The organism is Rahnella sikkimica, from assembly GCF_002951615.1.
GTDB classification, from domain to species: domain Bacteria; phylum Pseudomonadota; class Gammaproteobacteria; order Enterobacterales; family Enterobacteriaceae; genus Rahnella; species Rahnella sikkimica.
On record NZ_CP019062.1, the window covers coordinates 3662009 to 3675865 of the forward strand.

Below are 13857 nucleotides of genomic sequence, written 5' to 3' on the forward strand. Positions count from 1 at the left end.
TCAGATATGAGTTCTCAGACATTGCCAGCCAAAAAGCGCTGGATCAGTAAAGAGTGGTTGTTGGAGCAAAAGTCTCTGATTGCGCTGCTGGTGTTGATTGCCGTGGTTTCCTCATTGAGCCCGAACTTCTTCACGGTCAATAACCTGTTCAACATTCTTCAGCAAACGTCGGTCAACGCCATTATGGCCGTGGGCATGACGTTGGTTATCCTGACTTCCGGTATCGATTTGTCTGTCGGCTCTTTGCTGGCGCTGACCGGTGCGGTTGCCGCATCAATCGTCGGGCTGGAAGTTAATGCACTGGTTGCTGTGGCGGGCGCGCTGGCGCTGGGTGCCGGTGTCGGCGCTGTCACGGGGTTGATTGTTGCGAAAGGCAAGGTGCAGGCGTTTATTGCCACGCTGGTCATGATGTTACTGCTGCGCGGTATCACGATGGTTTATACCAACGGCAGCCCGATCAGCACCGGTTTTAACGATGTGGCAGACGTATTCGGTTGGTTTGGTATCGGACGTCCGCTGGGCATTCCGACCCCAGTCTGGCTGATGGCCGTGGTGTTTATTGCAGTCTGGTACATGCTGCATCACACCCGGTTAGGGCGTTATATCTACGCGCTGGGCGGTAATGAGCCTGCCACGCGTCTGTCAGGTATCAGCGTCGATAAAGTCAAAATCATCGTCTACTCCCTGTGCGGGCTGCTGGCGGCTCTGGCCAGTATCATCGAAGTGGCGCGTCTGTCTTCCGCGCAGCCTAATGCGGGGACCGGTTACGAGCTGGATGCGATTGCCGCTGTGGTTTTAGGGGGAACCAGCCTCTCCGGCGGGAAAGGACGTATTGTCGGCACCCTGATCGGTGCTTTGATCCTTGGCTTCCTGAATAACGGTTTGAACTTATTAGGTGTTTCTTCCTACTACCAGATGATCGTAAAAGCAGTCGTCATTCTGCTGGCGGTTCTGGTGGATAACAAAAGCAACAAATAAACTCTCCTACAGGACTTATGACCATGAATATGAAAAAACTGGCTGTCTGGGTTTCCGCCGCAGCGATCACTGCTTCCTTCAGTGCTAACGTTCTGGCGAAAGATACTATTGCACTGGTCGTTTCAACGTTGAATAACCCGTTCTTCGTTTCCATGAAAGACGGCGCGCAAAAAGAAGCCGACAAACTGGGTTATAACCTGGTGGTTCTGGATTCTCAGAACAACCCGGCGAAAGAACTGGCGAATGTGCAGGACCTGACCGTTCGTGGTACCAAGCTGATTCTTATCAACCCGACAGATTCTGACGCAGTAGGTAATGCCGTTACGATGGCAAACCAGGCGAAAATCCCGGTGATCACCCTTGACCGTCAGGCGACCAAGGGCGTTGTCGCCAGCCACGTTGCCTCTGATAACGCCTTCGGCGGCCAGATGGCAGGCGATTACATTGCCAAAAAACTGGGCGAAAACGCAAAAGTTATCGAACTGGAAGGGATTGCAGGAACGTCTGTCGCCCGTGAACGCGGCAAAGGTTTTGCACAGGCCGCTGAAAAGCACCATTTCAAAATCCTCGCCAGCCAGCCTGCTGACTTCGACCGCACCAAAGGTCTGAACGTGATGCAAAACCTGCTGACCGCGCATCAGGATGTGCAGGCAGTCTTTGCTCAGAATGACGAAATGGCGCTCGGCGCATTGCGTGCCCTGCAGACTGCCGGTAAAACTGACGTGCTGGTTGTCGGTTTTGACGGCACAGATGACGGCATCAAAGCGGTCAACGGTGGCAAAATGGGCGCTACCGTGGCACAACGTCCTGAACAAATCGGCGTAATCGGCGTCCAAACCGCAGACAAAGTGCTGAAAGGCGAAAAAGTCCCGGCGGTTATCCCTGTTGATTTGAAACTGGTTGCTCAGCCGTAATATTGACGCTGTATCTGCGCGCCTCCTTGCGGGGGCGCTATTTAACTCAGGGAGCAACACGTGAAGACAGGCAAACTGGTCGTTCTCGGCAGTATCAATGCCGACCATATTTTGAATATCAACCATTTCCCGCAACCGGGTGAAACCGTAATCGGTAAGCAATACACCGTGGCTTTCGGCGGTAAAGGTGCAAACCAGGCAGTTGCTGCCGGTCGCAGTGGCGCTGATATTTCATTTATTGCCTGTGTCGGAGATGACGATATTGGCGAGCGTGTTCGCAAGCAGCTGGCGAGAGACCACATTGATACGCAACCTATCGAAGCCATCAAAGAGACAACCACCGGCGTAGCGCTGATTTTTGTGAATGCGGAAGGTGAGAATGTCATTGGTATCGATGCGGGGGCAAACAAAGCCGTCACGCCTGACTATCTTGAGCGTTACAAACAAAACATTATCGACGCTTCAGCCCTGCTGATGCAGCTGGAATCGCCGCTGGAAACGGTTATCGCCGCAGCGAAGCTGGCAAAAGACAATAGCACACAGGTTATCCTTAACCCGGCACCGGCCTGTGAACTGCCTGATGAATTGCTGGCGCGGGTGGATATGATCACCCCGAACGAAACCGAAGCCGAAAAGCTGACGGGGATTAAAGTCGACAATAATGATGACGCTGCGCGTGCTGCACGCGTACTCCATGATAAAGGTATCGCAACGGTCATCATTACAATGGGAAGTAAAGGTGTCTGGCTGAGCCAGAATGGTGAAGGTAAGCAGGTTGCCGGGTTCCGCGTGAAAGCCGTGGATACCATCGCCGCCGGCGATACCTTTAACGGTGCATTAGTCACCGCGTTGCTCGAAGGCAAAACCATGGACAATGCCGTGCGTTTCGCCCATGCCGCTGCCGCGATAGCCGTAACACGCCCTGGCGCGCAACCCTCGGTTCCGTGGCGTAAAGAAATCGACGATTTTCTTGCTCAACAGGAGGCCTGATTGGCCACCATGAAAGATGTCGCCCGCCTCGCGGGCGTTTCAACCTCTACAGTTTCTCATGTCATCAATAAAAATCGCTTTGTCAGCGAATCCATTGCCGACAAAGTGAATGCCGCCGTTGAACAACTTAACTATGCCCCCTCCGCGTTAGCCCGAAGCCTTAAGCTCAATCAAACCCGCACCCTCGGAATGTTGCTGACCGCCAGCAGTAACCCGTTTTATTCCGAAGTGGTTCGTGGCGTTGAGCGCAGTTGCTATGAGCGCGGCTACAGTCTGATCCTCTGTAATACCGACGGGGACGCAGAACGCATGAACCGCAGCCTGGAAACCCTTCTGCAAAAGCGTGTCGACGGGTTATTGATCATGTGTACTGAAAATCACCGGCCTTCGAAGGATGCCATCAGCCGTTATCCTTCATTACCTATTGTGATGATGGACTGGTCGCCCTTCGAAGGTTCAATCGATGTGATTCAGGATAATGCATTGCTGGGTGGAGAAATGGCGACGGACTATTTAATCCGTCACGGATACAGTCGTATTGCGTGTATCACAGGTCCGCTGGACAAAACGACGGCGCAGGAACGGCTGAACGGATATCGTCAGGCCATGAAGAAAGCCGGGCTGGAGATTCTGCCGGGTTATGAAGTCAGCAGTGACTTTGAATTTGGCGGCGGTCTGGTGGCGATGGAGCAATTGCTGATGTTGTCCGAACCGCCTCATGCCGTTTTTGCCAGCAATGATGCGATGGCCGTGGGCGTCTATCAGGCATTGTATCAGCGCGGATTACGCGTACCCGATGATGTCGCTGTCGTGGGATACGATGACATTCAGCTGGCGCAGTATCTGATGCCTCCGCTGACAACCATTCATCAGCCGAAAGATTCTCTGGGCGAGCTGGCTGTGGATGCACTATTACATCGTCTGCAAGAACCTGAATCAGAGCCTCAGGTTTTAGTGCTGACGCCAGAACTGGTGGTGCGTCAGTCCGTAGGATCACTTATCGGCAAGTAACAAACGCTGGCATTCCTGTAATGCGACATTGGCGTTGCCTGCGAGGATTGCATCCGTCAGGCGCTGGTGATGTTCAAGCTTGATGACTTCATTCTCCGTGATCGCCCGGAAATAACTCTGGTAAACAGAACTGAACAAATTCGAAAAGGAAGTCAGGAAAGGGTTTTTACCGGCTTCATAGATCAACTGGTGAAACTGTGTATCGACGGTTATCCAGCGTTCCCGGTCAAAGTGCTTATGTAGCTGGCGCATTTCAGACATATATATAGAGAGCTGGTGCTTTTGCTCCTGAGTCGCTGAGATGGCTGCAAGGGCACAAGCCTGTGGCTCCAGCGCGCGGCGCAAAACAATAAAATGCGCCATCACCTCATCAAAGTTCTCACGCGTCATCCACCAGGTCAGTAATTCCTGATCAAGAAAGTTCCAGCTGGACTGTGGCATCACCCGCGTACCAATCCGGGGCCGTGGTAAGAGCATCCCTTTTGCGGTTAACGTTTTGACCGCTTCACGCACTGCTGTCCGGCTGACGCCAAAAATCTCACCCAGCTCGTTTTCACCGGGAAGGATAGAACCCTCTGGATACTCGCCAGACAAAATACGTTGTGCAATTTTCTCTGCCAGTAAGTAAGAAAGGTTACGTTGGGCAGCCTGCTGATGGGCATTGAGTAACATGTAAGGTATTCCTGAATGTCTTTCTCTTATTATAAAGGAGAGTTTACGCCAGCCTCAGGCTTTAAACTGGCGCTTTTTTAGCTGAATCAGGTTGTTTATTATCCGATTCGGGCGAAATTGTTGGATTAGTGAACGGTTGATAAAATAATTGAAATTAGGGGTTGCGGCCTTCTGAGAACTCCCTATAATGCGCCTCCACTGACCGGGAACAACGACTCCTCTAACGAGAACCAAGTCGCCCAGTCAGGAAGAATCAACCCGGTGAAAACACCGCATCTTGTAAAAGAAAATGGTTGACTCTTCAGGGAGAAAGAGTAATATCTGCCTCCCACGTTGCTGAGTTAAGTCTCGCAACGTACGCTCTTTAACAATTTATCAGACAATCTGTGTGGGCACTCACAAGACGATATCAGCCACCTCGGTGGCAAAAAATATCAAGTCTTAGAGTGACCAAGCAGTAATTCATTTAGTGAATTATTACGAAAGTAAACTTTGAGCACCGCTTAACTTGTTTAAGCAAATCGAACTTTTAATTGAAGAGTTTGATCATGGCTCAGATTGAACGCTGGCGGCAGGCCTAACACATGCAAGTCGAGCGGTAGCACAGGAGAGCTTGCTCTCTGGGTGACGAGCGGCGGACGGGTGAGTAATGTCTGGGAAACTGCCTGATGGAGGGGGATAACTACTGGAAACGGTAGCTAATACCGCATGATGTCGCAAGACCAAAGTGGGGGACCTTCGGGCCTCACGCCATCGGATGTGCCCAGATGGGATTAGCTAGTAGGTGAGGTAATGGCTCACCTAGGCGACGATCCCTAGCTGGTCTGAGAGGATGACCAGCCACACTGGAACTGAGACACGGTCCAGACTCCTACGGGAGGCAGCAGTGGGGAATATTGCACAATGGGCGCAAGCCTGATGCAGCCATGCCGCGTGTGTGAAGAAGGCCTTAGGGTTGTAAAGCACTTTCAGCGAGGAGGAAGGGCAGTGTGTTAATAGCACGCTGCATTGACGTTACTCGCAGAAGAAGCACCGGCTAACTCCGTGCCAGCAGCCGCGGTAATACGGAGGGTGCAAGCGTTAATCGGAATTACTGGGCGTAAAGCGCACGCAGGCGGTTTGTTAAGTCAGATGTGAAATCCCCGAGCTTAACTTGGGAACTGCATTTGAAACTGGCAAGCTAGAGTCTTGTAGAGGGGGGTAGAATTCCAGGTGTAGCGGTGAAATGCGTAGAGATCTGGAGGAATACCGGTGGCGAAGGCGGCCCCCTGGACAAAGACTGACGCTCAGGTGCGAAAGCGTGGGGAGCAAACAGGATTAGATACCCTGGTAGTCCACGCTGTAAACGATGTCGACTTGGAGGTTGTGCCCTTGAGGCGTGGCTTCCGGAGCTAACGCGTTAAGTCGACCGCCTGGGGAGTACGGCCGCAAGGTTAAAACTCAAATGAATTGACGGGGGCCCGCACAAGCGGTGGAGCATGTGGTTTAATTCGATGCAACGCGAAGAACCTTACCTACTCTTGACATCCAGAGAATTCGCTAGAGATAGCTTAGTGCCTTCGGGAACTCTGAGACAGGTGCTGCATGGCTGTCGTCAGCTCGTGTTGTGAAATGTTGGGTTAAGTCCCGCAACGAGCGCAACCCTTATCCTTTGTTGCCAGCGAGTAATGTCGGGAACTCAAAGGAGACTGCCGGTGATAAACCGGAGGAAGGTGGGGATGACGTCAAGTCATCATGGCCCTTACGAGTAGGGCTACACACGTGCTACAATGGCATATACAAAGAGAAGCGAACTCGCGAGAGCAAGCGGACCTCATAAAGTATGTCGTAGTCCGGATTGGAGTCTGCAACTCGACTCCATGAAGTCGGAATCGCTAGTAATCGTAGATCAGAATGCTACGGTGAATACGTTCCCGGGCCTTGTACACACCGCCCGTCACACCATGGGAGTGGGTTGCAAAAGAAGTAGGTAGCTTAACCTTCGGGAGGGCGCTTACCACTTTGTGATTCATGACTGGGGTGAAGTCGTAACAAGGTAACCGTAGGGGAACCTGCGGTTGGATCACCTCCTTACCTCAAGATACGCATTGTGCAGTGTCCACACAGATTGTCTGATGAAATTAATGAGCAAGAGCACCTGTTGATGCGGTAAGGGAGACCTTACGCTGATGCGAAAAGTGCCATACCGTTCTACGGTCTGGTACGGATTTTTCGTGTCCCCATCGTCTAGAGGCCTAGGACACTGCCCTTTCACGGCTGTAACAGGGGTTCGAATCCCCTTGGGGACGCCACTCCGATAATGTGTGAAAGACATTATCAACAGTTCTTTATGAACGATAAAAAATCTTAAAGATGACTCTAACGAGTCGTGTTTAAGATATTGCTCTTTAACAATCTGGAACAAGCTGAAAAATTGAAAGTTTACAGCTGAACATCACTCTCCGTAGAAGTACTGAGTGGTGATTCTGTCTGTAACAGAGTCTCTCAAATAATCGCAGCGCGATGATGTCTTTTAAGACACCTTCGGGTTGTGAGGTTAAGCGACTAAGCGTACACGGTGGATGCCTAGGCAGTCAGAGGCGATGAAGGGCGTGCTAATCTGCGAAAAGCGTCGGTAAGGTGATATGAACCGCAATAACCGACGATACCCGAATGGGGAAACCCAGTGTGTTTCGACACATTATCATTACATGAATACATAGTGTAATGAGGCGAACCGGGGGAACTGAAACATCTAAGTACCCCGAGGAAAAGAAATCAACCGAGATTCCCCCAGTAGCGGCGAGCGAACGGGGAAGAGCCCAGAACCTGAATCAGGGTATGTGTTAGTGGAAGCGTCTGGAAAGTCGCACAGTATAGGGTGATAGTCCCGTACACAAAATGCATACGTTGTGAGTTCGATGAGTAGGGCGGGACACGTGACATCCTGTCTGAATATGGGGGGACCATCCTCCAAGGCTAAATACTCCTGACTGACCGATAGTGAACCAGTACCGTGAGGGAAAGGCGAAAAGAACCCCGGCGAGGGGAGTGAAATAGAACCTGAAACCGTGTACGTACAAGCAGTGGGAGCCTACTTTGTTGGGTGACTGCGTACCTTTTGTATAATGGGTCAGCGACTTATATTTTGTAGCAAGGTTAACCGTATAGGGGAGCCGTAGGGAAACCGAGTCTTAACTGGGCGTCAAGTTGCAAGGTATAGACCCGAAACCCGGTGATCTAGCCATGGGCAGGTTGAAGGTTGGGTAACACTAACTGGAGGACCGAACCGACTAATGTTGAAAAATTAGCGGATGACTTGTGGCTGGGGGTGAAAGGCCAATCAAACCGGGAGATAGCTGGTTCTCCCCGAAAGCTATTTAGGTAGCGCCTCGTGAACTCATCTTCGGGGTAGAGCACTGTTTCGACTAGGGGGCCATCCCGGCTTACCAACTCGATGCAAACTACGAATACCGAAGAATGTTATCACGGGAGACACACGGCGGGTGCTAACGTCCGTCGTGAAGAGGGAAACAACCCAGACCGCCAGCTAAGGTCCCAAAGTCATGGTTAAGTGGGAAACGATGTGGGAAGGCATAGACAGCCAGGATGTTGGCTTAGAAGCAGCCATCATTTAAAGAAAGCGTAATAGCTCACTGGTCGAGTCGGCCTGCGCGGAAGATGTAACGGGGCTAAACCATGCACCGAAGCTGCGGCAGCGACGCTTATGCGTTGTTGGGTAGGGGAGCGTTCTGTAAGCCGTCGAAGGTGGTCTGTGAGGGCTGCTGGAGGTATCAGAAGTGCGAATGCTGACATAAGTAACGATAATGCGGGTGAAAAACCCGCACGCCGGAAGACCAAGGGTTCCTGTCCAACGTTAATCGGGGCAGGGTGAGTCGACCCCTAAGGCGAGGCTGAAAAGCGTAGTCGATGGGAAGCTGGTTAATATTCCAGCACTTGGTGTTACTGCGAAGGGGGGACGGAGAAGGCTAGGCTAGCCGGGCGACGGTTGTCCCGGTTCAAGCGTGTAGGGGGGAAGAGTTGGTAAATCCGCTTTTCTGTATAACCCTGAGGCGTGATAACGAGCCACTACGGTGGTGAAGTAGTTGATGCCATGCTTCCAGGAAAAGCCTCTAAGCTCCAGGTAACACGAAATCGTACCCCAAACCGACACAGGTGGTCAGGTAGAGAATACTCAGGCGCTTGAGAGAACTCGGGTGAAGGAACTAGGCAAAATGGTGCCGTAACTTCGGGAGAAGGCACGCTGGCGCGTAGGTGAAGGGACTTGCTCCCGGAGCTGAATCCAGTCGAAGATACCAGCTGGCTGCAACTGTTTAATAAAAACACAGCACTGTGCAAACACGAAAGTGGACGTATACGGTGTGACGCCTGCCCGGTGCCGGAAGGTTAATTGATGGGGTTAGCAGCAATGCGAAGCTCTTGATCGAAGCCCCGGTAAACGGCGGCCGTAACTATAACGGTCCTAAGGTAGCGAAATTCCTTGTCGGGTAAGTTCCGACCTGCACGAATGGCGTAATGATGGCCAGGCTGTCTCCACCCGAGACTCAGTGAAATTGAACTCGCTGTGAAGATGCAGTGTACCCGCGGCAAGACGGAAAGACCCCGTGAACCTTTACTATAGCTTGACACTGAACATTGAGCCTTGATGTGTAGGATAGGTGGGAGGCTTTGAAGTGAGGACGCCAGTTCTTGTGGAGCCAACCTTGAAATACCACCCTTTAATGTTTGATGTTCTAACTCGGCCCCGTAATCCGGGGTGAGGACAGTGTCTGGTGGGTAGTTTGACTGGGGCGGTCTCCTCCTAAAGAGTAACGGAGGAGCACGAAGGTTAGCTAATCACGGTCGGACATCGTGAGGTTAGTGCAATGGCATAAGCTAGCTTGACTGCGAGAGTGACGGCTCGAGCAGGTACGAAAGTAGGTCATAGTGATCCGGTGGTTCTGAATGGAAGGGCCATCGCTCAACGGATAAAAGGTACTCCGGGGATAACAGGCTGATACCGCCCAAGAGTTCATATCGACGGCGGTGTTTGGCACCTCGATGTCGGCTCATCACATCCTGGGGCTGAAGTAGGTCCCAAGGGTACGGCTGTTCGCCGTTTAAAGTGGTACGCGAGCTGGGTTTAGAACGTCGTGAGACAGTTCGGTCCCTATCTGCCGTGGGCGTTGGAAGATTGAGAGGGGCTGCTCCTAGTACGAGAGGACCGGAGTGGACGCATCACTGGTGTTCGGGTTGTCATGCCAATGGCATTGCCCGGTAGCTAAATGCGGAAAAGATAAGCGCTGAAAGCATCTAAGCGCGAAACTTGCCTCGAGATGAGTCTTCCCTGTGGCTTTAAGCCACCTGAAGGGACGTTTAAGACTAAGACGTTGATAGGCTGGGTGTGTAAGTGCAGCGATGCATTGAGCTAACCAGTACTAATGACCCGAGAGGCTTAACCTTACAACACCAAAGGTGTTTTGTATTGGCTCTGTGAAAGACGTAGATTTTTCAGCTGATTGTTCCGAGATTGGTTCGTAGTGCAAGCCTGATATGGGGTGAGCGGTATGAATGAAACAGAATTTGCCTGGCGGCATTAGCGCGGTGGTCCCACCTGACCCCATGCCGAACTCAGAAGTGAAACGCCGTAGCGCCGATGGTAGTGTGGGGTCTCCCCATGCGAGAGTAGGGAACTGCCAGGCATCAAATAAGTGGAAAGCCCTGTACTGACGTACAGGGCTTTTTGCTATGGGGAATTTGAGAAATATTGAATGAGGAGGAGCAGATATCGCGCCTATTCTCTCTTTTTTTCCAACCATTCGACGATAAACTCACCGATTTCATCAGGGTTATTAAGATCTAAAACCTTGATATTTTTGAAAACGGCTGCTGAAGTAAGATCCGTAGCAACAGCAAGCACATGCTCATCGATTAACTGATCCGACGGTCTTCCTGTTTCTTCTCTGTGAAGGGCAATCTTTTCAATTTCATCATGCTTGAACCCCTCCACTAAAATCATATCCAGACTGTGGCCGTCAAAGCGGCTGGCCAGATAGTGAAGATCAGGCTGATTTTGCTGAGGTGTCTCCGTTATAAGTGCCCATCGGCTACTGCTGGCGACCATCGTCTGGTCAGCACCGGCTTTGCGTAGCTCGAAGCTATCCTTTCCCTGAGAATCTACGTCAACATCATGATGAGTATGCTTTATCAGGCCTGTCCGGATACCACGTGAACGTAAATACGGGATGAGTTGTTTCAGCAGCGTCGTCTTACCTGTTCCGCTGTATGCGACGATTCCAAGTAAAGGGATCTGTGTACTTTTCATGGTTTGATGTCTCGCTGACTAGCCTTCCAAAGTTCAACATCTTCCGGTGTATTGAGGTTTGAAAAAGCTGAAGGATCCTGGAACAGAGCTGATTTAGCGCCTATTTTTTCGAAGAAAAACATCAGCTTTCTATCACCATTTCCAAGATAAGATTCAAGGTCTGGCATGATTTTTTGATTCAGCAGGCAAAGTGTTGGATGGGCTCTTTCAGGATCACGTGCATAAACGGCGTTCTGCCCGCTAACTTCGGCCTTTAATACTTCAGCAAGATTGTCAGGAAAAGCGGGAGCATCGCAGGGGACAAATAAAACCCATTCGGTTTTGCTCACTGACAACGCGGCAAGTATGCCTGCCAGTGGACCTGAAAAGTCGGGTGTAATATCCGGGACGGTCTGAAAATCTCTTCCGTAACGTTCCCTGTTCCGGTTACAGCTGATCAGAATTTCACTGACCCGTGGTCGTAACTTCTCGGCGATATGTTCAAATAAAGGTCGTCCGTTTATTTCTATCAGCCCTTTATCCTCGCCCATTCTCGTTGAGCGGCCACCTGCCAAAATAACGCCAGTAATGTCACTGCGGTTCATAATTTTTCCTGCCGGGAAATCTGTATTCTGATGATTGTAACGTCTTACGATGAGGGCGGGCAGGTTTAACTTTTACGCCGCAAGCTGGCTCTTCCCCAAACGAAATAACCCTGTTATTTTTAGGGTCTGTAAGCTAATAGAGAGAATTATCATGAAAGAGCATCGCGTAAACGAGTTGATTGGATTACTGCACCCGGCATGGAAAGAAGATTGTGATCTGAATCTGATGGAGTTTATTCAGAAATTGGCGACCGAATGTGGTTACCAGGGGCCATTAGGTGAACTGAGCGATGACACCTTGATTTATCACCTTAAAATGCGTGGTACAGACAGCACAGCGGAAATTCCGGGGCTTAAGAAAGACTACGAGGATGACTTTAAAACCGCTCTTTTACGTGCCCGTGGCGTGATTAAAGATTGATGTAAACTTATGTGAACTTCATGCGTGCCGCTAAAAATAGATGATACTATTTCCCATTGTCATTTTTCTGTGCGGCCAATCCGAATGAAGTCATGAATAATTCAGCATTTAATTTTCAGGCATTGTCGCCGGATCTTATCCTGGATGCTTTAGAGAGTGTCGGTCTTATTGCTGAGTCCGGCCTCACTGCATTGAACAGCTACGAGAACCGGGTTTACCAATTTCTTGGTGAAGACCGAAAACGTTACGTCGTGAAATTCTACCGCCCGGAACGCTGGAGCGAAGAGCAAATTTACGAAGAACATCGTTTCTCGCTTGATATGGCTGAAGCTGAAATACCGGCTGTCGCTCCCCTTTCTATCAATAATGATACTCTTCATCGCCATCAGGGTTACCTGTTTACTTTGTTTCCCAGCGTGGGTGGACGTCAGTATGAAATCGATAATCTGGACCAGCTGGAATGGGTGGGACGTTTCCTCGGTCGTATTCATCAGATTGGTAGTCAGAGTCAATTCAACGTGCGGCCAACGATCGGGCTGGATGAGTATCTGACGCAGCCGCGCGAAGTTCTCGCGCAATGCTCCCTTATCCCTGTCAGCCTGCGTGAACCTTTCTTATCAGTTACAGATAACCTGATAAGCACGACGCAGGAATTTTGGCACACAGACTGGCAGCCATTACGTCTGCATGGCGATTGCCATCCGGGAAATATTCTCTGGCGTGATGGCCCGTTGTTTGTCGATATGGATGATGCCCGCACCGGTCCGGCCGTTCAGGATCTCTGGATGCTTTTGCATGGCGAGCAAAGTGAACAACGAATTCAGTTAGATATTTTGCTGGAAGCTTATGAGGAGTTTGCCGATTTTGATTCCAGTGAACTTGCCTTGATTGAGCCGCTGCGCGCTATGCGCATGGTTTATTATCTGGCCTGGGTCGCGAAGCGCTGGGGAGATCCGGCGTTTCCTAAAAGCTTCCCGTGGATGCAGGACGAAGATTTTTGGCGTAGTCAGATAGCCGCTTTCACCGAGCAAATTAAGAAATTACAGGCACCTCCTTTACAGCTGATGCCAATGTATTGAGTCACGATTAATGTTCGAAGTTTAATTAAATGGAGATAGGCTTTATATGAAAAAGATATTCCTGGCACTGGTTGGTATGGTTATGGCCTTCAGTGTATCTGCAGCACAGTTTTCTGATGGTGCACAGTACGTTACTTTAGATAAAACCGTTGCTAATGAACCACAGGTACTCGAGTTCTTCTCATTTTATTGCCCACACTGCTATCAGTTTGAACAAGTCTGGCATGTATCAGACAGCATCCGTAAGAACCTGCCAAAAGATGTGAAATACACCAAATACCACGTGGAATTCCTGGGGCCTTTGGGTAAACAATTAACTCAGGCGTGGGCTGTTGCTCTTGCACTGGGTGTTGAGGATAAAGTCAGCCCGCTGATGTTTGATGCCGTTCAGAAACAACAGTCTGTTCAGAATGCTGATGATATCCGTAAGGTATTTATTCAGGCCGGTGTGAAAGGTGAAGACTACGATGCTGCACTTAACAGCTTTGTGGTGAAATCACTGGTTGTTCAGCAGGAAAAAGCCGCTGCCGATCTGGGTCTGCAAGGCGTACCTTCTGTATTTGTTAACGGCAAATACATGGTTAAAAATGACGGACTTGATACCAGTTCAATGGACACTTACGTCAAACAATACTCTGATGTGATTAACTTCTTATCGACTAAAAAATAAGATGTGTTGCTCCCAACGCCAGCCTTTAGGCTGGCGTTGGCATTTCACAAAATTAAAAATCACAAATAATTGCAGGCGAAAATATAAATGTTTTCTACCGGGAATGATTTTTCATAAATATTACTATCCACAAAAGCTATTAAGTTTATATTACACGAAAAATCCCCGCCTCCTTTCTATAACCTGATGAAACCAGTAGTTAAAATTCTGCAATATTTTCCAGTGCAATTCAGA

The 13857-nt window shown here is 50.1% G+C and carries 10 protein-coding genes, 1 tRNA gene and 3 rRNA genes; 11 read left to right on the forward strand and 3 right to left on the reverse strand.

Annotated elements, in window-relative coordinates:
- Positions 1–6 precede the first annotated feature (6 nt).
- The 4 genes from rbsC to rbsR are packed head-to-tail and all read left to right on the forward strand — an operon-like array spanning position 7 to position 3893.
- On the forward strand, positions 7–978 hold the full coding sequence (gene rbsC / locus BV494_RS16905) for a ribose ABC transporter permease (RefSeq protein ID WP_104923902.1): 972 nt from the start codon (positions 7–9) through the stop codon (positions 976–978).
- 23 nt (positions 979–1001) lie between these two features.
- A complete protein-coding gene (rbsB, locus tag BV494_RS16910) occupies positions 1002–1892 on the forward strand; it encodes a ribose ABC transporter substrate-binding protein RbsB (protein WP_104923903.1) in 891 nt (296 codons plus the stop codon).
- Positions 1893–1952: 60 nt separating this feature from the next.
- Complete coding sequence (gene rbsK, locus BV494_RS16915) at positions 1953–2882, forward strand: ribokinase (RefSeq protein WP_104923904.1); 930 nt, start codon at positions 1953–1955, stop codon at positions 2880–2882.
- Complete coding sequence (gene rbsR / locus BV494_RS16920; protein ID WP_104923905.1) at positions 2883–3893, forward strand: ribose operon transcriptional repressor RbsR; 1011 nt, start codon at positions 2883–2885, stop codon at positions 3891–3893.
- On the opposite strand, the gene BV494_RS16925 is transcribed toward rbsR, so the two are convergent.
- A complete protein-coding gene (locus tag BV494_RS16925) occupies positions 3876–4565 on the reverse strand; it encodes a FadR/GntR family transcriptional regulator (RefSeq protein WP_104923906.1) in 690 nt (229 codons plus the stop codon). The two genes, rbsR and BV494_RS16925, sit on opposite strands and share 18 nt — an antisense overlap.
- Before the next feature lie 530 nt (positions 4566–5095).
- Here BV494_RS16925 and BV494_RS16930 point away from each other — a divergent pair.
- The 4 genes from BV494_RS16930 (at position 5096) to rrf (ending at position 10246) form a co-directional block, all read left to right on the forward strand.
- Positions 5096–6638: ribosomal RNA gene (locus BV494_RS16930) — 16S ribosomal RNA — on the forward strand.
- A 142-nt stretch (positions 6639–6780) separates the two neighbouring features.
- Positions 6781–6856 (forward strand) — tRNA-Glu (locus BV494_RS16935).
- 243 nt (positions 6857–7099) lie between these two features.
- Positions 7100–10007, forward strand: a 23S ribosomal RNA gene (locus BV494_RS16940).
- 123 nt (positions 10008–10130) lie between these two features.
- Positions 10131–10246: ribosomal RNA gene (rrf, locus tag BV494_RS16945) — 5S ribosomal RNA — on the forward strand.
- Together the 16S, 23S and 5S rRNA genes with 1 tRNA gene alongside form the textbook arrangement of a ribosomal RNA operon.
- Before the next feature lie 92 nt (positions 10247–10338).
- Here the strand turns inward: rrf and mobB are convergent.
- Together mobB and mobA are read right to left on the reverse strand one after the other, a co-directional pair.
- On the reverse strand, positions 10339–10869 hold the full coding sequence (mobB, locus tag BV494_RS16950) for a molybdopterin-guanine dinucleotide biosynthesis protein MobB (protein WP_104923907.1): 531 nt from the start codon (positions 10867–10869) through the stop codon (positions 10339–10341).
- On the reverse strand, positions 10866–11453 hold the full coding sequence (gene mobA, locus BV494_RS16955) for a molybdenum cofactor guanylyltransferase MobA (protein ID WP_104923908.1): 588 nt from the start codon (positions 11451–11453) through the stop codon (positions 10866–10868). Before mobA ends, mobB begins: the two co-directional genes overlap by 4 nt.
- A gap of 151 nt (positions 11454–11604) precedes the next feature.
- On the opposite strand from mobA, the gene BV494_RS16960 reads away from it, so the two are divergent.
- The 3 genes from BV494_RS16960 to dsbA all read left to right on the forward strand — a co-directional run bounded on the left by BV494_RS16960 (position 11605) and on the right by dsbA (position 13623).
- Positions 11605–11874: a YihD family protein gene (locus BV494_RS16960; protein ID WP_104923909.1), complete on the forward strand. Its 270-nt coding sequence runs from the start codon at positions 11605–11607 to the stop codon at positions 11872–11874.
- Between the two features lie 92 nt (positions 11875–11966).
- Positions 11967–12953 carry a serine/threonine protein kinase gene (locus BV494_RS16965; RefSeq protein WP_104923910.1) on the forward strand — a complete coding sequence of 329 codons (987 nt, stop codon included), beginning with the start codon at positions 11967–11969 and terminating at the stop codon, positions 12951–12953.
- A 46-nt stretch (positions 12954–12999) separates the two neighbouring features.
- Positions 13000–13623 (forward strand): thiol:disulfide interchange protein DsbA, encoded by a 624-nt coding sequence (gene dsbA / locus BV494_RS16970; RefSeq protein ID WP_104923911.1) that lies wholly within the window; start codon positions 13000–13002, stop codon positions 13621–13623.
- Positions 13624–13857: the final 234 nt, after the last annotated feature.